Annotated in this window: 15 protein-coding genes and 1 tRNA gene; 5 read left to right on the top strand and 11 right to left on the bottom strand. The window is 69.7% G+C overall.

Annotated elements, in window-relative coordinates; all coding sequences use genetic code 11:
• Window positions 1-11: 11 nt before the first annotated feature.
• The 3 genes from AB3M82_RS00890 (at window position 12) to AB3M82_RS00880 (ending at window position 4,300) form a co-directional block, all read left to right on the top strand.
• Entirely contained in the window at window positions 12-2,366 is a 2,355-nt protein-coding gene (locus AB3M82_RS00890; protein WP_412954916.1) for an ATP-binding cassette domain-containing protein, read from the top strand.
• A 184-nt stretch (window positions 2,367-2,550) separates the two neighbouring features.
• On the top strand, window positions 2,551-2,892 hold the full coding sequence (locus AB3M82_RS00885) for a YciI family protein (protein WP_412954915.1): 342 nt from the start codon (window positions 2,551-2,553) through the stop codon (window positions 2,890-2,892).
• Window positions 2,893-2,968: 76 nt separating this feature from the next.
• On the top strand, window positions 2,969-4,300 hold the full coding sequence (locus AB3M82_RS00880; protein ID WP_412954913.1) for an MFS transporter: 1,332 nt from the start codon (window positions 2,969-2,971) through the stop codon (window positions 4,298-4,300).
• Here the strand turns inward: AB3M82_RS00880 and AB3M82_RS00875 are convergent.
• From AB3M82_RS00875 to polA, 6 genes are all read right to left on the bottom strand, one after another.
• Window positions 4,297-5,115 (bottom strand): arginase family protein, encoded by an 819-nt coding sequence (locus AB3M82_RS00875; protein ID WP_412954910.1) that lies wholly within the window; start codon window positions 5,113-5,115, stop codon window positions 4,297-4,299. The two genes, AB3M82_RS00880 and AB3M82_RS00875, sit on opposite strands and share 4 nt — an antisense overlap.
• A gap of 43 nt (window positions 5,116-5,158) precedes the next feature.
• The gene (locus tag AB3M82_RS00870) at window positions 5,159-5,905 is read right to left on the bottom strand and encodes a formylglycine-generating enzyme family protein (protein WP_412954908.1); all 747 of its coding nucleotides are present in this window, start codon (window positions 5,903-5,905) and stop codon (window positions 5,159-5,161) included.
• Window positions 5,906-5,939: 34 nt separating this feature from the next.
• A complete protein-coding gene (locus AB3M82_RS00865) occupies window positions 5,940-6,686 on the bottom strand; it encodes an SGNH/GDSL hydrolase family protein (protein WP_412957976.1) in 747 nt (248 codons plus the stop codon).
• A 69-nt stretch (window positions 6,687-6,755) separates the two neighbouring features.
• Window positions 6,756-7,790 carry an LLM class flavin-dependent oxidoreductase gene (locus AB3M82_RS00860; protein ID WP_412954906.1) on the bottom strand — a complete coding sequence of 345 codons (1,035 nt, stop codon included), beginning with the start codon at window positions 7,788-7,790 and terminating at the stop codon, window positions 6,756-6,758.
• A 56-nt stretch (window positions 7,791-7,846) separates the two neighbouring features.
• Entirely contained in the window at window positions 7,847-9,523 is a 1,677-nt protein-coding gene (locus tag AB3M82_RS00855; RefSeq protein WP_412954904.1) for a DUF885 domain-containing protein, read from the bottom strand.
• A gap of 39 nt (window positions 9,524-9,562) precedes the next feature.
• Window positions 9,563-12,196, bottom strand: coding sequence for a DNA polymerase I (gene polA / locus AB3M82_RS00850; RefSeq protein ID WP_412954902.1), 2,634 nt, complete (start codon window positions 12,194-12,196; stop codon window positions 9,563-9,565).
• Window positions 12,197-12,241: 45 nt separating this feature from the next.
• On the opposite strand from polA, the gene AB3M82_RS00845 reads away from it, so the two are divergent.
• Window positions 12,242-12,670 carry a hotdog fold thioesterase gene (locus AB3M82_RS00845; RefSeq protein ID WP_412954899.1) on the top strand — a complete coding sequence of 143 codons (429 nt, stop codon included), beginning with the start codon at window positions 12,242-12,244 and terminating at the stop codon, window positions 12,668-12,670.
• 25 nt (window positions 12,671-12,695) lie between these two features.
• Here the strand turns inward: AB3M82_RS00845 and AB3M82_RS00840 are convergent, their stop codons facing one another.
• Window positions 12,696-13,313, bottom strand: coding sequence for an ANTAR domain-containing response regulator (locus AB3M82_RS00840; RefSeq protein WP_374105874.1), 618 nt, complete (start codon window positions 13,311-13,313; stop codon window positions 12,696-12,698).
• A 100-nt stretch (window positions 13,314-13,413) separates the two neighbouring features.
• Here AB3M82_RS00840 and AB3M82_RS00835 point away from each other — a divergent pair.
• Window positions 13,414-13,499 (top strand) — tRNA-Leu (locus tag AB3M82_RS00835).
• A gap of 56 nt (window positions 13,500-13,555) precedes the next feature.
• On the opposite strand, the gene AB3M82_RS00830 is transcribed toward AB3M82_RS00835, so the two are convergent.
• The 4 genes from AB3M82_RS00830 to pyk form a co-directional block, all read right to left on the bottom strand.
• Window positions 13,556-14,872 carry an LssY C-terminal domain-containing protein gene (locus tag AB3M82_RS00830; RefSeq protein WP_412954897.1) on the bottom strand — a complete coding sequence of 439 codons (1,317 nt, stop codon included), beginning with the start codon at window positions 14,870-14,872 and terminating at the stop codon, window positions 13,556-13,558.
• A 53-nt stretch (window positions 14,873-14,925) separates the two neighbouring features.
• Window positions 14,926-15,591, bottom strand: a complete 666-nt coding sequence (locus AB3M82_RS00825) for an esterase/lipase family protein (protein ID WP_412954895.1) — start codon at window positions 15,589-15,591, stop codon at window positions 14,926-14,928.
• Window positions 15,588-16,298, bottom strand: a complete 711-nt coding sequence (locus AB3M82_RS00820) for an alpha/beta fold hydrolase (protein WP_412954893.1) — start codon at window positions 16,296-16,298, stop codon at window positions 15,588-15,590. Before AB3M82_RS00820 ends, AB3M82_RS00825 begins: the two co-directional genes overlap by 4 nt.
• A 207-nt stretch (window positions 16,299-16,505) precedes the next feature.
• On the bottom strand, window positions 16,506-17,954 hold the full coding sequence (gene pyk / locus AB3M82_RS00815) for a pyruvate kinase (protein WP_412954891.1): 1,449 nt from the start codon (window positions 17,952-17,954) through the stop codon (window positions 16,506-16,508).
• Between the last annotated feature and the right edge of the window lie 51 nt (window positions 17,955-18,005).

Genomic DNA, 18,005 nt, shown 5'->3' with positions numbered 1-18,005 from the left:
GAAGGATCCCGATGACCGCCGAGCACCCTGCCGACACCCACGACCTCATCCGCGTCCAGGGGGCGCGCGAGAACAATCTGAAGGACGTGAGCGTCGACATCCCCAAACGCCGGCTGACGGTGTTCACGGGCGTCTCGGGGTCGGGCAAGAGCTCGCTGGTCTTCGACACCATCGCGGCCGAGTCTCGCCGGATGATCGACGAGACGTACAGCGCGTTCGTGCAGGGATTCATGCCGTCGGTCCCGCGCCCGGACGTCGATGTGCTCGAGGGGCTGACGACGGCGATCATCGTCGATCAGGAGCGGCTCGGCGCGAACCCCCGGTCGACGGTCGGCACCGTGACCGACGCCAACGCGATGCTGCGGATCCTGTTCAGCAAACTCGGGACGCCCTACATCGGCGGTCCGACGGCGTTCTCGTTCAACATCCCGACCCAACGCGCGAGCGGGGTGATGACGGGGCCGGGCGGCGAGAAGAAGATCGTCAAGGACGCGATCTACCTAGGCGGCATGTGCCCCCGGTGCGAGGGCAGGGGCGCGGTGTCCGACATCGACCTCTCCCAGGTCGTCGACGAGTCGAAGTCCCTCGACGAGGGCGCGATCATGGTGCCCGGGTACACGGCGGACGGCTGGATGGTGAAGGGCTTCTCGATGTCGGGGTTCTACCCGGCCGACAAGCCGATCGCCGAGTTCACCGAGAAGCAGCGCCAATTGTTCCTCTACGGAGAGGTGACGAAGGTCAAGATCTCGGGCATCAACATGACCTACGAGGGACTCATCCCGAAGATCACCAAGGCGATGCTGTCGAAGGACCTCGATGCGCTCCAGCCGCACATCCGCGCGTTCGTCGAACGCGTCGCGACCTTCACCGTCTGCCCCGAATGCGATGGCACGCGGCTCACCGAAGGCGCGCGCTCGTCGAAGATCGACGGGATCAGCATCGCGGATGCGTGTCGGATGCAGGTCACCGACCTCGCCGCGTGGGTGCGGGGTCTCGACCTGCCCGGCGCCGCGCCGTTGCTGAAGGCGCTCAGCGCCAATCTCGACGCGTTCGTGACGCTCGGGCTCGGGTACCTCAGCCTCGAGCGGCCCTCGGGCACGCTGTCCGGGGGAGAGGCTCAGCGCATCAAGATGCTGCGGCACCTGGGCTCGTCGCTGACCGACGTCACGTACGTGTTCGACGAGCCGACGATCGGACTCCATCCGCACGACATCCAGCGCATGAACGGACTGCTGGAGAAGCTGCGCGACAAGGGGAACACGGTGCTCGTCGTCGAGCACAAGCCCGAGACGATCGCGGTCGCGGATCACGTCGTCGATCTCGGACCGGGGGCGGGGAGCGCGGGCGGCGAGATCTGCTTCGAGGGTTCCGTCGAGGGCCTCAAGGAAAGCGGCACGAGGACGGGGGAGCACCTCGACGACCGTGCGTCGCTCAAGCCGCAGGTGCGCGCCGCCACCGGCGCGATCGAGGTCCGGGGCGCGCAGACGCACAATCTCCAGGACGTCGACGTGGACATCCCCACGGGCATCCTGACCGTCGTGACCGGCGTCGCCGGATCGGGCAAGAGCTCGCTCATCCACGGATCCGTCTCAAAGCGGGAAGGCGTCGTCGCGATCGACCAGGGCGCCATCAAGGGCTCGCGGCGCAGCAACCCCGCGACCTACACCGGCCTCCTCGAGCCGATCCGCAAGGCGTTCGCCAAAGCGAACGGCGTGAAGCCTGCGCTGTTCAGCGCGAACTCCGAGGGCGCCTGCCCGACGTGCAAGGGCGCCGGGGTCATCATCACCGAGCTCGGGTTCATGGACACGATCGAGACGCCGTGCGAGGACTGCGGCGGGAAGCGCTTCCAGGCGGCGGTCCTCGAGTACAAGCTCGCGGGCAAGGACATCACCGAAGTGCTGGACCTACCGGTCTCCGAGGCACGGGTGTTCTTCTCGGAGGGCGAGGCGAAGCTCCCCGCGGCCACGGCGATCCTGTCGCGGCTCGACGACGTCGGGCTGGGTTATCTGTCGCTGGGTCAGCCGCTGTCGACGCTGTCGGGAGGCGAGCGCCAACGGATCAAGCTCGCGATCCAGATGGGCGAGAAGGGCGACGTCTACGTGCTCGACGAGCCGACCACGGGTCTGCATCTGGCGGACGTCGACAAGATCCTGGGTCTGCTGGATCATCTCGTCGACTCCGGCAAGACGGTCATCGTGATCGAACATCATCAGGCGGTCATGGCGCACGCCGACTGGATCATCGACGTCGGTCCGGGCGCAGGACACGACGGTGGACGCATCGTGTTCGAAGGAACGCCCGCCGATCTCGTCGCCGCGCGGCCCACGCTGACCGGAGAGCACCTGGCGGCTTACGTGGGCGCCTGATCCGTCACCGGGGTCTGCTGGTGGCCGGCCTGCACCTCGAAAGATAAGCCGATAATGCACATTATGTCAGTTAGTGTCAGAACCCGCCCCCCGGCCGCCAGAGAGACCTGGCACGCGCGGCGACGATCGCACAGAATGAAGGAGGCGATGCCGCCACCCCGACTCGACGGTTCGGAGCTTGCCCATGACCACGTATCTGATCTCTTTCCCGAGCGCCGCCATGCAGGTCTCGAACGACGAGCTCCCGGACGTCTCGGCGGCGTCCCGCGCCGTCGTCCGGGAAGCCAAGGATGCGGGTGTCTGGGTGTTCGGCGGGGCGATCGACGAATCCATCGCTCCCGTGCGCGTCTCCGGCGACGGCGAGATCGAGGACAGCGGGTATCCGCAGACCGCGGAGATCGCCGGCGGATACGCGTTGCTGAGACTCCCCACCTACGACGACGCCCTCACCTGGGCGGCCAAGTTCGCCGCCGCGTGCCGCTGTGCGCAGGAGGTGCGCGCGTTCCGCTTCGACCCCGAGAGTTGACTCCGGACCCCACGAACGGGCCGACCGGAGCGCTCCGGCGGCGCGTGCCCTTCGAGGAGGCGAGTAGCGTGGAAGGGTGCCATCCCCGCCCCTCTCCCCCGTTGCTTCTCCGGGCTGGCGGGCGTGGCTGATCTGGATCGTGGGTGTGGCGGCGTACGTGCTCGCCATCACCAACCGGACCTCCCTCGGCGCCGTCGGAGTGGATGCCGCGGACCGGTTCCAGGCCGACGCATCGACGCTGGCGCTCTTCGCCGTCGTGCAGCTCGCGGTGTACGGCGGGATGCAGATCCCCGTCGGCGTGCTGCTCGATCGCTACGGCTCCCGGCCGATCATCACGGTCGGCATGCTCCTCATGGCGGCCGGGCAGCTGACCATGGCCCTCTCCCCCAGTATCGGCGTCGCCATCGTCGCTCGCATCCTGCTGGGTGCGGGTGACGCGGCCGTGTTCCCCGCCGTGCTGCGGCTCGTGGCCACGTGGTTCCCGGCGCAGCGCGGCCCGATCATGGTGCAGTTCACCGGGATCATCGGCCAGGGCGGTCAGCTCATCGCTCTCGTGCCGCTCGCCGCGTTCCTCCACGCCACCAGCTGGACGATCACGTTCGGGAGCATCGCGGGACTGGGCGTGCTCTTCACCATCCTCGTCGCGGTGGTGATCCGCAACCATCCGCCGGAGCGCGGCGCGGACGTCTCCGTCGACACGGACACTGGGGTGATCCGGGTGGTCACGTCGTCGATCGACACCGGCGTCGGCATCCGCGCCGCCTGGGCGCACCCGGGAACCCGCCTCGCCTTCTGGTCGCACTTCACCACGCCCTTCGCGGGCACGGCCTTCATCCTGCTCTGGGGGATGCCCTTCCTGACCGCGGGCGAAGGGCTGAGCGCCGCTCATGCCGCGAGCATCGTCTCGGTCTACGTCGTGGCCGGGATGGCGTTCGGCCCGATCATCGGCGACCTCTCCCGCCGCCTGCCGAACCACCGCTCGCTGGCGCTCGTGCTTCCGGCGGTCGGCGTGCAGATCGTCGCGTGGGTGGCGGTGATCGCGTGGCCGGGCTCCGCACCGATCTGGCTGCTCTACGTGCTCGCGGTGGCTCTGGGAACGGGCGGACCGGCGTCGATGATCGCCTTCGACCATGCGCGGACGCACAACCCGACGCACCGTTTGAGTACGGCCACGGGTGTCACGAATGCCGGCGGCTTCATCGCTGCACTGATCGCGATCTTCCTCATCGGCCTGCTGCTGGACGCCCAGGGTGCCGGCACGCCGGAGACCTACACGCTCGAGGCGTTCCGCCTCGCGTTCCTCGCGCCCCTCCCTCTGTGGCTGATCGGGGTGTTCTTCATCGTGCTCGAGCGCAAGCGCACGCGCATCCGGATGGGGCTGGACCCGGAACGCCCGCGTCGCCGCTAGACGCCGCGGAGCAGGTGCTGGAACGTCTCGACGATGAGCTCGACGCTCACGTGTTCGGGGACGTCGCGGTCACCCGCTTCGAACTCGGCGAGCTCGACACCGCGCACGGAGCCCTCCGGCAGCGCGGCGAAGATCGCCGCGATCTGGTGCGGCAGCAATCCCCCGCCCACCCGGTAGGCGGCGGGGATGTACCCGGGTTCGAGCACATCCCAGTCGACATGGATCCATACCGGTCGCCCCGCGACGAGCTGCGCGACGCGTTCCGGCGTGCTCTCGGCCGGGGCGAGCACCGCCACGCCCGCCTCCGCCAGCAGCTCGCTCTCCGCCGGATCGATGTCGCGCGCTCCCACGATGATGACCTGGGCGGGGTCGAGACCGGCGCCGTGACCGCTGTCCCACAGTCCGCAGGCCGCGGCGAGGACCATCCCGCCCAGGTATCCCGAGTCGGTGGTGGTCGGTGTGTGGAAGTCGCCGTGTGCGTCGATCCAGAGGACCACGGCGTCGGGATGCCGCCGCGCGACGGTGGGGAGCGTCCCGAGGCTGGCTGCGCACGTGTTGGTCGCCAGCACGGGGATCGTGCCGTCGTCGATGGCGGATCCCACGGCCCGGCGCAGTTCGTCCAGGGTCGCGGTCGCCTGCGGAAGGGCGACCGACCAGTCATCGGTGACGGCCGGCTCCGGTGTGCCCACGATCGTCGCCTCGACGAAGAGCAGGCTGCTGAGCGCCTCCCCCACGCGTCGGGCCCCGACCAGCGCCCCGTCGGTGCGGTCGGCCACGCGGCCCTGGGAGACGATCAGCGAGAAGTCGGCAGGCATCCTTCCACTCTCCCACGCCGGGTCGGCGGCATCCAAAGCTGCCTCAGCGTCCGCGCGGCGTCCATCCGGGCGGCAGCGCCTCGCCGAGGGAGCCCCGCTCGCGATCCGCCTGTGCCGACCACCCCTGCGCGCGTCCCGGAGTGTTGAAGGCGCCTCGGGCCACGCGCATCCCGACGTCCTCGTGATGCATGCGCGGCGCACCCCCTCGACGCACCGAGGCGCGGACGCTCCACGCGTCATCCGCATAGCCCCCGCCGCGGAAGACGCGGTAGTCGTCGTAGCGGGCCGGATCGAGGAAGTCCCAGCACCATTCCCAGACGTTGCCGAGCGTGTCGAACAGGCCGAACAGGTTCGGGATCTTGTGGCCGACCGGGCGCGGCGCCGAGAGTCCGTCCGCACTCGTCCAGGCCGCCTCGGCGAGCGGTGCGTGATGGGGGCCGGTGGAGCCGGCACGACAGGCGTACTCCCACTCGGCCTCGGTCGGGAGTCGGTAGCCGTCCGCGGTCACGTCCCAGGAGACGTCTTCGCCGTCGAAGAAGTACGTCTGGTCCAGTCCCTCCCACTCCGAGAGGGCGTTGCAGAAATGCACCGCCCGCAGCCAGCTCAGGTCGCTCGCGGGACGCGTCGGATGCGGCGCGGGTACGTCGAGGATCTCCGCGAGCTGTTCCTGCGTCACCGGGTACACGCCGATCTCGAAGGACGCGACCTCCACGCTCCGGTGCGTGTTGCGGCGGGCGTCGTGCAGCCCGACGGTTCCGCCGGGGATCGGAGCCAGCTCGATGTCGCTCACGACCTGCCGCCGGTCCGGTGCCGGGCCCGCCTGGTCACGCGGGCGTCCGTTCGACCCACGCCGGGTACTTCGCCGCTCGCCCGTCGCCGGACGAGGTGCGGGTGACGCGTCGGCGCACCCACGGCGCGACGAACTCGCGGTAGTACGCCAGTCCCGAAGGCCCGAGGCCGCCGCGCTCGGCCGGGGCCCACCAGGAGGCGGGCGGTTCGAAACCCAGGGCGTGCAGCACGCGTGCGGCGACGCGATGATGGCCGGCGGCGTTCATGTGCAGCCGATCCTCCGACCAGTACGGTGCCGCGGACAACTCCCGGTCGGGCCAGTTCAAGGCACGCACGACGTCCGGACGGTCTTCGATCCGCCGAAGGACGGCTTCCGACAGCAGGTCGCCGCGACGCTGGATCATGGCCCCCATGGGCAGTTGGCCGCTCGGGTTGGCTCCGGAGAGCAGGATCATCGTCACGCCCTCCTCGTCGCAGCGCCGCAGCACGCGGCTGAACGCATCGGCGACGTGCTCGAGATCGGCCCGGGGGCGCAGCATGTCGTTGCCGCCGCCGTTGAACGAGAGATGCGTGGGTCGCAATGCGAGCGCGGGCTCGAGCTGCTCCTCGACGATCGGCCAGGCGAGCTTGCCGCGGATGGCGAGGTTGGCGTACGCGATGGGGTGACCGGCGGCATCCGCCCATCCCTGTGCGGCGATGTCCGCCCACCCTCGCTCCCTGCCGTCGGGGAGCACGTCGCCGACCCCCTCCGTGAAGGAATCGCCGATCGCCACGAAACGCACTTCTGCCACCGGCTCAGCCTATGCCCGCTGCGGCGGTGCGGGCACCGCGGATCGGTCGCCGGTGGTCTGTCAGGCGGTCTCCCCCAGGATGCGTCGGACGCGCGGGATGACCTCGGTGCCGTAGAGCTCGATGCTGCGCATCATCGCGTCGTGCGACAGCGTGCCGGTCGCGTACTTCAGATCGAACCGGCCCAGGCCGAGCGTCGTGATGGTGTCGGCGATCTTGGCCGCCACCCGTTCGGGCGACCCGGCGTAGATCGATCCGGCGGGACCGATGTCGTTCTGGAAGCGCGCGCGGCTGTACGGAGGCCATCCGCGCTCCGCCCCGATCGTGTTGTTCATCGCCTCGAACCCCGAGTAAGCGGCATCCCATGCCATCTCGTCGGTGTCGGCGATGTGCCCCGGCGAGTGGACGGCGACGGGGTGCTCGGTCGTGCCGAACGACGCGACCGAGCGGTGGTACAGGTCGACGAAGGGGCGGAAGCGTCCCGCCGGCCCGCCGATGATGGCGAGCATCAGGCCGAGCCCGTGGCGGGCCACCCGCACGACCGACTCGGGGCTGCCGCCCACGCCCACCCACGTGCGCAGGCCCTTCTCGGTCTTGGGGAAGACGTCGGCGTTCTCGAGCGGGGCCCGCAGGGAGCCGGACCAGGTGACGGGCTTCTCCTTCAGAAGCTCGACGAACAGCTCGAGCTTCTGTTCGAACAGCGCGTCGTAGTCGCGGAGGTCGTAGCCGAAGAGCGGGAAGGATTCGATGAACGAGCCGCGCCCGAGCACCACCTCGGCCCGACCCTGCGAAACGGCGTCGAGGGTCGCGAAGCGCTCGTAGACGCGGACCGGGTCGTCGGAGGACAGCACCGTGACCGCCGTCCCCAGGCGGAGGCGCGTCGTGCGCGCGGCGATGGCCGCCAGGACCATTTCCGGAGAGGACACGGCGAACTCGCGTCGATGGTGCTCCCCCACACCGAAGAAGTCCACGCCGACGGCATCCGCCATCTCCGCCTGCGCGATGACGTTGCGGATGGTCTCCGCTCCGCTCAGCAGCTCGCCGTCGGCACCCCGCGTGATGTCGCCGAAGGTGTCCAGACCGAATTCGATGCCCATGTGTCATCCTTCCTATTCAGCTGAATGAACATGCCCGGGCTCGACGACATTCCCGGTCAGGTCGGAAGCAGCACTCCGCGCAGCGTGTCGAGCCCCACTCCCCCGATGTCCAATGCGCGCTTGTGGAACTCGGTGAACGAGAAGTCGGCTCCCTGCTTCGCGCGCACGCCGTCGCGCACCTGCTCCCAGATGCGCTGTCCGACCTTGTACGACGGCGCCTGCCCGGGCCAGCCCAGGTAGCGGTTGACCTCGAACTGCACGAACTGGTCGGACATGTTGACGTTTCCGCGCAAAAACTGCAGCGCATACTCGGCGTCCCACACTCCCGTCCCGTCCGGCCGGGGCTTGCCGAGGTGCACGCCGATGTCGAGCACGACCCGTGCCGCGCGCATGCGCTGTCCGTCCAGCATGCCGAGGCGGTCCGCCGGATCGTCGAGGTAGCCCAGCTGCTCCATCAGACGCTCGGCGTAGAGCGCCCACCCCTCCGCATGCCCGGATGTCCCCGCCAGCAGGCGCCGCCACGAGTTCAGCTCGGCACGGTTGTACACGGCCTGCGCGATCTGCAGGTGATGACCGGGCACGCCCTCGTGATAGACGGTCGTGAGCTCGCGCCAGGTGTCGAACTCGGTGACGCCCTCGGGAACAGACCACCACATCCGGCCGGGCCGGGAGAAGTCGTCGGTCGGGCCGGTGTAGTAGATCCCGCCCTCCTGCGTGGGAGCGATCAGGCACTCCACGGTGCGGATCGCCTCGGGGATGTCGAAGTGGGTTGCCGCGAGCTCCTGCACCGCGCGATCGCTGGTCTCCTGCATCCAGCGCTGCAGGGCCTCGGTGCCGACGAGCTTGCGCGACGGGTCGGCTTCGAGGTGGGCGACGGCTTCCTCCACCGACGCTCCGGGAAGGATCTCGTGCGCGATCGCGGTCTGCTCGGCGACCATGCGCGCCAGCTCCTCGCGCCCCCACTCGTACGTCTCGTCGAGGTCGATCGTGGCGCCCAGGAACCGGCGTGAGTTGAGCGCATAGAGCTCGCGCCCCACGGCGTCGACCTCGCCCGCGGCGGGATACAGCTCCTCGGCGAGGAAACGGCGGAGCTCGCCGTAGGCGACGCGAGCGGCGGAGGAGTTGTCCGAGAGGGTCCGGGCGAGGGAGGCCGGCAGCTGTCCGCCGTCCGGCTGGGCGTCGGCGACGAACGCCGCGAAGAAGCCGTCGTCGGCGGTGTACCGGTCGATCTGGGTGGCCACCTCGGCCACCTGGCGCCGCGCGGGCGTGGTCCCTCGGGCGATGCCCTGCCGCAGCGTGGCGGTGTATCCGCGCAGTGCCGCGGGCACCGCCGCCAGCCGGTCGGCGATGACCGCCCAGTCGTCCGCGGTCGCCGTCGGCATCAGATCGAATGCCGAGCGGACGTCCTGCGCCGCCGAGGCGATCACGTTGAGATCGCGGAGGTGCCAGTCGGCCTCGTGCAGCTCGAGGTCCAGTCGCAGCTCGGCGGTCAGGTCAGCCTTGGTCACCTCGTCGACACCATCGACAGGTTCGAGGGCGGTGAGCGCGTCGAGCGTCGCCCGCGTCGCCGCCGCGACCTCTTCGTGCCCCTCCGGGCTCAGGTCGCCGAAGCGGTCATTCACCTCGGTCCGGCCGATGTACGTGCCCAGCGTCGGAGCGAGTCGGACGAGGGTGTCGACCCACTCCTCAGCGACCTGGTCGATGGCGGTGGGCGTACGGGTCGTGGCACTCATGCGCACCAGCCTAAACCGACGCCCCGCGCCGTCCGTGGATCAGTGAGCGGCCTCGTTCCAGTTGCCGCCTCGCCCGACCTGCACATCGAGCGGCACCGAGAGATCGGCGGCATCGCCCATGCGGGTGCGGACGATGCGCTCCGCAGCATCCCACTCCCCCGGCGCCACTTCGAGCACGAGCTCGTCGTGGATCTGCAGCAGCACGCGGGACGCGAGTCCTTCGGCGCGGAGATCTTCGTGGATGTGGAACAGGGCGATCTTCATGATGTCCGCCGCGCTGCCCTGGATGGGGGCGTTCAGCGCCGCGCGCTCGGCGTTCTCGCGCAGCACGCGGTTCGGGCTGGAGAGGTCGGGGAACGGCCGGCGACGGCCGAAGATCGTCTCGGTGTACCCGACCTCCTTCGCCGCCATCACCGAGGCACGCAAATAGTCGCGCACCGCGCCGAAACGCGCGAAGTACTCGACCATCAGCTGCTTGGCCTCGGACTGCTCGATGCGCAGCTGCTTCGACAGGCCGAAGGCGGAGAGGCCGTACACGAGTCCGTAGGACATGGCCTTGACCTTGGTGCGCATGGCCGGTGTCACATCCGCCGGCTCCACGCCGAAGACGCGGGCGCCGACGAAGCGGTGCAGGTCTTCTCCGCTGTTGAACGCCTCGATCAGCCCCTCGTCACCCGACAGGTGCGCCATGATGCGCATCTCGATCTGCGAGTAGTCGGCCGTGAGCAGCGCCTCGTACCCCTCGCCGACCTGGAAGGCGCTGCGGATGTGACGGGACTCTTCGGTGCGCACCGGGATGTTCTGCAGGTTCGGGTCGGTGCTCGAGAGCCGGCCCGTCTGACTCCCGGTCTGCACGTAGGTCGTGTGGACGCGGCCGTCCGGCCCGATCGCCGTATCGAGGGACTCGATGATCTGGCGCAGCTTCGTGGCCTCGCGGTGCTGCAGCAGCAGGCTGAGGAAGGGATGCGGGTGCGTCTCCTGGAGGTCGGCGAGCACCGCCGCATCCGTGGAGTAGCCCGTCTTGGTCTTGCGGGTCTTGGGGAGCTGCAGGTCTTCGAACAGCACCTCCTGGAGCTGCTTGGGAGAGCCGAGGTTGAACTCGCGGCCGACGATGCCGAAGGCGTCCTGGGCTAGTGCGTCGGCCCGGGTGGCGAGCTCGGCGGAGAAGGTCGACAGCACCTCGTGCGACACGGCGACGCCGGCGAGCTCCATGTCGGCGAGCGTCAGGAGCGTGGGCAGCTCGATGTCGGTCAGCACCGCGGCGACCGACTCCGGGATGTCGTCGCGCAGTGCGGCGCTGACGCGCAGGGTGAACCAGGCCTCCTGCGAGGGCGTGGCCCCTTCGGTCTCGGGCACGAGCTGCGAGGGGTCGGCCTCGGGGAGCTTCTCGCCGAGATAGCGCTCGACGAGGTCGGACAGCGTCTTGTCGGGAAAGCTCGGGCGCAGCAGCCAGCCCGCGAGGCTCGTGTCGTAGGCGAGACCGCGCAGACGGATGCCCGAGCGGCTGAGCGCCTTGAGCTGCGGCTTCGCGTCGTGCAGCACCTTGGGGCGCTCGGACTCGAACCACGCACGGAGCGCGTCGGCGGCGGCATCCGACCAGTCGAGCTCTCGGAGCTCGTTCTCGATGGCGGCGCCGATGCGGACGGGCAGGCCCCCCTGCGTCACGACCCGCAGGGCGACGTCGGTGTCGATGGCGGAGGCCCAGGCGGCGAAGTCCGCGGGAGACGCCTCCACGGGCGTCGGCAGCTCGACGACGGCTGCCGGATCGTCGGCGACCTCGCCCGCGCCGACCGCTTCGAACACGCGCGGCAGCAGGGTGCGGAACTCCAGGCGGGCGAAGATGTCGCGCACCGCCTGTGCGTCGATGGGGACGACCGCGAGATCGCCCGGGGCGACGGGGAGCTCGACATCGCGGAGCAGGCGGTTCAGCTTGCGGTTGCGGCGCACGTCCTCGATGTGGTCGCGGAGGTTGCCGCCGACGACGCCTTTGATCTCGTCGGCGCGTGCGAGGAGATCATCGAGCGAGCCGAACTGCGTGAGCCACTTCACCGCGGTCTTCTCGCCCACCTTCGGCACGCCGGGGAGGTTGTCGCTGGTCTCGCCGACCAACGCGGCGATGTCGGGGTACTGCTCGGGGCGCACGCCGTAGCGCTCCTGCACGGTCGCCGGGTCGTAGCGCTTGAGCTGGGAGACCCCCTGCACGGACGGGTAGAGCAGCGTGACGTCGTCGGTCACGAGCTGGATGGTGTCGCGGTCGCCCGACACGACGAGCACGTCGTACCCCTGCTCCGCCCCCTGGGTCGACAGCGTCGCCAGGATGTCGTCGGCCTCGATGCCCTCCTGCGTCAGCACCGGGATGGACATCGCCGTGAGGCAGTCCTGCAGCAGGGGGATCTGTCCGCGGAACTCCTGCGGCGTCTCGGACCGGGTCGCCTTGTACTCGGGGTACTCGTCGGTGCGGAAGGAGTGCCGCGACGTGTCGAACGCGATCGCCATGTGCGTCGGCTGCTCGGCCTTGATCAGGTTCACCAGCATCGACAGGAAGCCGTAGATGGCATTCGTGTGCTGGTTGTCCTTGGTGGTGAAGTTCTCCACCGGGAGCGCGAAGAACGCGCGGTACGCGAGCGAGTGGCCGTCGACGACCATGAGGGTAGGCTTTGCGGAGTCCGTCACCCTGTCAGCCTAACGAGGACCACGGACACGCGCTGAGGAGGACGCATGGGCGAGGTCGCGACGAGCGAGGGTCTGCAGTGGGCGACGGCCCGCGGCATGGGAGCACTGGCCGAGAAGATGGGCATCGAGTTCACCGAGTTCGGCATCGACCGCTCCGTCGCCACCATGCCGGTCGAGGGGAACACCCAGCCGGTAGGACTCCTGCACGGGGGCGCCTACGTGGTGCTGGGCGAGTCGCTGGGCTCCATGTCGGCGAACCTCCACGCCGGACCCGGCCGTCTCGCGGTGGGGGTCGACATCAACGCCACGCATACGCGGTCGGCCACGTCCGGGATCGTCACCGGCGTGTGCACGCCGCTGCACCTCGGGCGCAGCATGACCGTGCATGAGATCGTCGTGACCGACGAACGCGGACGTCGCTGCTCGACCATCCGGATCACGAACATGATCAAGGACGTGCCGCAGGAGCGGTGACGGGCCCGAGGCGCGGGCGGAGCGACTACTTCTTGGGCGCGAGCTGCTCGATGATCGCCTTGGCGACGTCCTGCATCGTCAGGCGCCGGTCCATCGACGCCTTCTGGATCCAGCGGAAGGCCTCCGGCTCGCTCAGCCCCATCTTCTCGTTCAGCAGACCCTTGGCGCGGTCGACGAGCTTACGGGTCTCGAAGCGCTCGACCATGTCGGCCACCTCGGCCTCGAGCGTGATGATCTGCTCGTGGCGGGCCAGGGCGATCTCGATCGCGGGCAGGAGGTCGTTCGGGGTGAACGGCTTGACGACGTAGGCCAGGGCACCGGCCTCGCTCGCCCGCTCCACGAGCTCCTTCTGGCTGAACGCGGTCAGCAGGACGACGGGAGCGATGTTGCCCTTGTGCAGCTTCTCGGCGGCGCTGATGCCGTCCAGCTGGGGCATCTTCACGTCCATGATCACGAGATCGGGCCGCAGCTCCGTCGCGAGGGCCACGGCCGTCTCTCCGTCGCCGGCCTCTCCGACCACGTCGAAGCCGTTGTCGCGGAGGATCTCGACGATGTCGAGGCGGATCAGCGATTCGTCCTCGGCGACGACGACGCGTCGGGGGGCGGATGCCGTGGGCTGCTCAGCCAGTTCTTGCTCGGTCACACCCCCATCCTACTGGAGAGGTCCGCGATGAGGCCGTGGCACGCACGGCGACGCGGTCCTCGGCACCGAGCTGCACTAGAGTCGAAGACGCATCACACGGGCCGGCGTGGCGGAATGGCAGACGCGGAGCACTCAAAATGCTTTGTCCGAAGGGGCGTGTGGGTTCGAGTCCCACCGCCGGCACCAGATGACATCCGGTCCCCGGGGTGGGGGCTCACGGCCATCGGCCGCGGGAGCCCGGGTCAGCTTCGCGGCGCCGCCGCCGCAGCGGCATCCGTCCGGCCCCGCACCCAGGCGCCCGTCGACTCGCTCGACAGGGCGAGCAGGGCGGCGCACTGGACCGACGCGGCGAGGAGCGTCTCGTCGAGTCCGAGCACGGCGGAGCCGTTGAGGTAGTCGGCGGCCATGAGCACGATGCTGAGGCTCAGCAGCACCGTGAGGACGGCACGCGAGCGGCGGCCGCGCTTCAGCACCATCCAGGCCATGGCCAGCTGAGCCCCGAGGAGGACCACGACCGAGGCCAGGACCGCGCCGATCGCCGCAGCGCCCCGGAGCCCGTCCTCCTCGATGATCACCGTGAGCTCCCCTCCCCCGACGAGGCCCGCCACCTGCGCGACGGCCGTGAGGGCGATGAGTACGAAGGCGACGATCGCCGACAGGGGCGCTCGGGCGATCACGGCGGCGGGTTCGGCATCCCCGGGCATGCCGGGCTGGGCGACGGCATCCACGGCCGTGAGGTCGACGATCGGCAGATCGCCGTCCGTCACGAAGCGGTCTCCCCCGCCGTTGCGCGCGTGATACCCCGACGTGAAGTCGTGCAGCACATGCACCGTCACCGCCGGATCCGCATCCCGCAGGGTGCGGACGACGTGGTCGCGCTCGACGTCCGTGTCCTCCCCGATGCGGTGGGTGACCTGGAGCGTGAAGAACGAGATGCCGACGTGGGTGTCGAAGGTGGCGGCGGCGAGCCAATCGGTGCGTGCGCCGCCCGGGAGCAGCCATCCCGGCGGGCAGTGCCAGAACCGCACATGGTGACGCCGGCGCGCGTTGCCGTCGACCTCCTGCTCGTACGCGACGTCGTGTCGACGCCGGAACAGCATCAGCGGCGACACGGGGGCCGTCGGATAGCTGCGCCCCGTGAGCGACGAGACGACGATGCGCCACGTCGACACCAGCGTGATGTCGTCGGCGCGCCGCCATCCCGCCAGGGTCATCGCCCGGTCGAGCTGGGCGGCAGTGCCGTCCACGCCGAGGTTGACCGGGTCGCCCAGCAGCCCGTCCGCCGTGCGGGTGCGACCGAAGAAGTAGTCGGGGAGGTACAGGTCCGACAGGAGCCGGTGCAGCCGCGGCAGCACGAGATAGGCGGTGATCGCCCACACCGGCAGGAACCACAGGACGGCCCACGGCGATTCCAGGCCCTGGATCGCGATGATGACCGCGAGCCACACGGCGGCGGCCGCGCCGATCAGGAACACGACCCGATCGAAGACCGTCGCGGTCGGCAACGGCTGCTGCAGCTGCAGTGCCCAGCGACGGCGCGACGTCGTGTCTTCGGTCACTGCAGCCTCCGCCGGTGTGGTGGCCCCACTGTACGACGGAAGGACGCTCCGCGTCACTCGGCGAGGACGGCGAGCTCGGCGATGACCCGGGGGTCGGCGAGGATGCGGAAGTGACCGCCGGTGTCCAAGCGGACGTTCTTCGCGCCGGGCAGTTCGGACCCCTCCGGGATGTGCGGATCGAACTCCGCATACACCGAGACGATGCGGGCGTTGATGTCGAGGTGGCGCGCGAGCTCCACAATGCCCGGGTCCTCCGGCGAGAACGCGCGGAGGGTCCGGACCGGCAACAGACGCGCGTATCGCGAGCCGCCGAAGGGCGTGGCCACCGCCAGCATCCCCCGGATCCGCTCCCCCGCCTCGCCCAACATGGTCAGCTTGCCGGCGAGCCCGCCCTTGCTGTGCGCGACGAGGACGACGTCGTGCAGATCGGCCTCGCGCAGGTAGGTATCGACGACGTGGGCCATCTCGGCGACGGGGCGCTGATTGCGCTCGAGCTTGTCCAGCACGTGCACACCGTGCCCGTCCGCGTGGAGGCGGGAGATCAGCGGCTGCATGAAGCGCCAGGTCTCATAGACCCCGGGCAGGATCACGATCGGAGCCTTGGGGCCGGTCTCGAACCCCGCGGGGTCGGTGCGGCTCCAGAACGCGCGGAGCTGCCAGAACCCGGCGTAGACGTAGTCGGCGGCCCACCAGGCGGCCGTGCGGAACGGGTTCCTCATGAGGCCATCACCTCGGCGGAGCGCCGCCCGGCGAGCGGTGCCGCTGGCCGGGCGGTCGTCGACGCGATGATCGCCGAGGCCACGGCGCGCGGCGCGGAGTGCTGGACGACGTGATGGCGCCGGGGAACCTCGATCAGCACGCCGTCGCCCGCGGCATCGCGGATCCGACGGCACCAGTCGCGTCCGGCGATCGGATCCTTTCCGCCGCGCAGCACGACCAACGGGACTCCCAGCGCGGCGACGCGACGCTCGATCGGATAGCGCAGCATGTGCCGGGCCTGGGTGAGATACCACCGCACACCGCACCGCAGGTAGTCCGTGAAGACGATCGCGTTGGCCAGGGGCGACTCGCCCCACGTGTCGACCGCGAGACCCCAGGCCTGCGCCGGCAGCGTGCGGTGGCGGTCATCGGCCACCGGGCCGATCGTCACGACGGCCTGCACTCCCTCCGGCCGCACCAGGGCCCCCTCCACCACCCACTGCGCGCCCATGGAATGCCCCACCAGGACGACCGGTCCGGGTTCGGCGGATCGGATGACCTCGATCATCGCGTCGGCCATCTCGGTCACATCGAGGTCTCGTCGCGGCTTGGGCAGGCCCCCGAAACCGGGGAGGTCGACAGAGAGCACCCTCGTGCGCTCCGCCAGCACGTCGTGCAGTCGCGACAGGTACCGGTGCGACATGCCGATGCCGTGGACGAGGACCATGGTCGGAAGAGTCGAACCCGTGGGACGGGGACTCTCCAGGATGCGGAACACACTCCCCCGGTGCTCCGTCAGACGGCGATGATGACCCATGCTCGCACGCTATCCCGTACGACCACGGTCACGACAAGAGGGTTGACGCGGGCCCACGCCGTCCGGAGACGACGGAAGGGGCGGAGCCGAAGCCCCGCCCCTTCCGTGGACGTCGAGTCAGACGTGCTCCTTGTAGATGGGAGCGGCGCCGCCGACGGCATCCCCGACCTTGTGGACGCGGATGTCGTTCGTGGAGCCGACGATCCCGGGAGGGGAGCCGGAGATGACGACGACCTTGTCACCCTTGTCGGCGAGACCGTTCGAGAGCAGGTAGTCGTCGACCTGGAGGTACATGAGGTCGGTGTGCTGGACCATCTCGACCAGGGTCGAGCGGATGCCCCAGGTCAGCGCCATGCGGCGGCGGATGCTGGGCTCCGGGGTGAAGGCGAGCATCGGGATGCGCGAGCGCAGGCGTGACAGGCGGCGGGCGCTGTCCCCGGACTGGGTGAAGACGCAGAGGAACTTCGCGTCGACGAACTCCGCGACCTCGAGCGCCGCGAGCGTGATCGCTCCACCCTGGGTGCGGGGCTTGGTCGTGAGGGGCGCGATGCGCTCCAGTCCGTGCTCCTCGGTCGACTCGATGATGCGGGCCATGGTCTCCACGACGACGACCGGGTAGTCGCCGACGCTCGTCTCGCCCGAGAGCATGACCGCGTCCGCCCCGTCGAGCACGGCGTTGGCGACGTCGGACGTCTCGGCGCGGGTCGGGACGGGGCTGTTGATCATCGACTCGAGCATCTGCGTCGCGACGATCACCGGCTTCGCGTTGCGGCGCGCCAGCTCGACCGCGCGCTTCTGCACGATCGGGACGGCCTCGAGCGGGAGCTCGACGCCCAGGTCGCCGCGGGCGACCATGATGCCGTCGAACGCGTCGACGATGCCCTCGAGCGCGTCGACGGCCTGCGGCTTCTCGACCTTGGCGATCACGGGGACGCGCACGCCCTCCTCCGCCATGATCTCGTGCACGCGGGTGACGTCGTCCGCGTTGCGGACGAACGAGAGGGCGATCAGGTCGGCGCCGGTGCGCAGGCCCCAGCGCAGGTCGTCCTCGTCCTTCTCGCTCAGGGCGGGGACGTTGACGGCGACACCGGGGAGGTTGATGCCCTTGTTGTTCGACACGGCGCCCGCGACGACGACCCTGGTGGTGACCGTGACGCCGTCGGTCTCGACGACCTCGACGCGCACCTTGCCGTCGTCGATCAGGAGGAAGTCGCCCGGCTTGACGTCCTGCGGCAGGCCCTTGAAGGTCGTGCCGCTGATCTCCTTGTTGCCGACGATGTCCTCGGTCGTGATCTTGAAGATGTCGCCCTTCGCCAGCTCGTAGGGCCCGCCCTCGAACTTGCCGAGGCGGATCTTCGGGCCCTGCAGGTCCACGAGGACGGCGACGGCGCGACCGGAGTCCTCCGCGGCCCGGCGCACGTTGGCATAGTTGTTGTCGTGCACGGAGTAGTCGCCGTGGCTGAGGTTCAGGCGAGCGACGTCCACGCCGGCGTCGATGAGTGCGCGCACGGTCTCGTAGGTGGAAGTTGCGGGGCCCAGGGTGGCGACGATTTTCGCGCGTCTCAACAGATTCTCCAGAGAGTGAAAGGGGGTATCAAATCGGCGACGATGCCTGCC

It is taken from the genome of Microbacterium californiense (genome assembly GCF_047246625.1).
GTDB lineage: Bacteria > Actinomycetota > Actinomycetes > Actinomycetales > Microbacteriaceae > Microbacterium.
This window is presented reverse-complemented; position numbering and strand designations above follow the sequence as displayed.

What these genes read in the sequence shown, in the direction of transcription:
- AB3M82_RS00820 (WP_412954893.1), bottom strand. Translation starts at nt 16,298, where the DNA reads ATGGTCCTCGTCCACGGCATCGGCATGTCGCACCGGTACCTGTCGCGA.
- AB3M82_RS00860 (WP_412954906.1), bottom strand. Translation starts at nt 7,790, where the DNA reads ATGGGCATCGAATTCGGTCTGGACACCTTCGGCGACATCACGCGGGGT.
- AB3M82_RS00885 (WP_412954915.1), top strand. Translation starts at nt 2,551, where the DNA reads ATGACCACGTATCTGATCTCTTTCCCGAGCGCCGCCATGCAGGTCTCG.
- AB3M82_RS00825 (WP_412954895.1), bottom strand. Translation starts at nt 15,591, where the DNA reads ATGAGGAACCCGTTCCGCACGGCCGCCTGGTGGGCCGCCGACTACGTC.
- AB3M82_RS00855 (WP_412954904.1), bottom strand. Translation starts at nt 9,523, where the DNA reads ATGAGTGCCACGACCCGTACGCCCACCGCCATCGACCAGGTCGCTGAG.
- AB3M82_RS00890 (WP_412954916.1), top strand. Translation starts at nt 12, where the DNA reads ATGACCGCCGAGCACCCTGCCGACACCCACGACCTCATCCGCGTCCAG.
- AB3M82_RS00845 (WP_412954899.1), top strand. Translation starts at nt 12,242, where the DNA reads ATGGGCGAGGTCGCGACGAGCGAGGGTCTGCAGTGGGCGACGGCCCGC.
- AB3M82_RS00875 (WP_412954910.1), bottom strand. Translation starts at nt 5,115, where the DNA reads ATGCCTGCCGACTTCTCGCTGATCGTCTCCCAGGGCCGCGTGGCCGAC.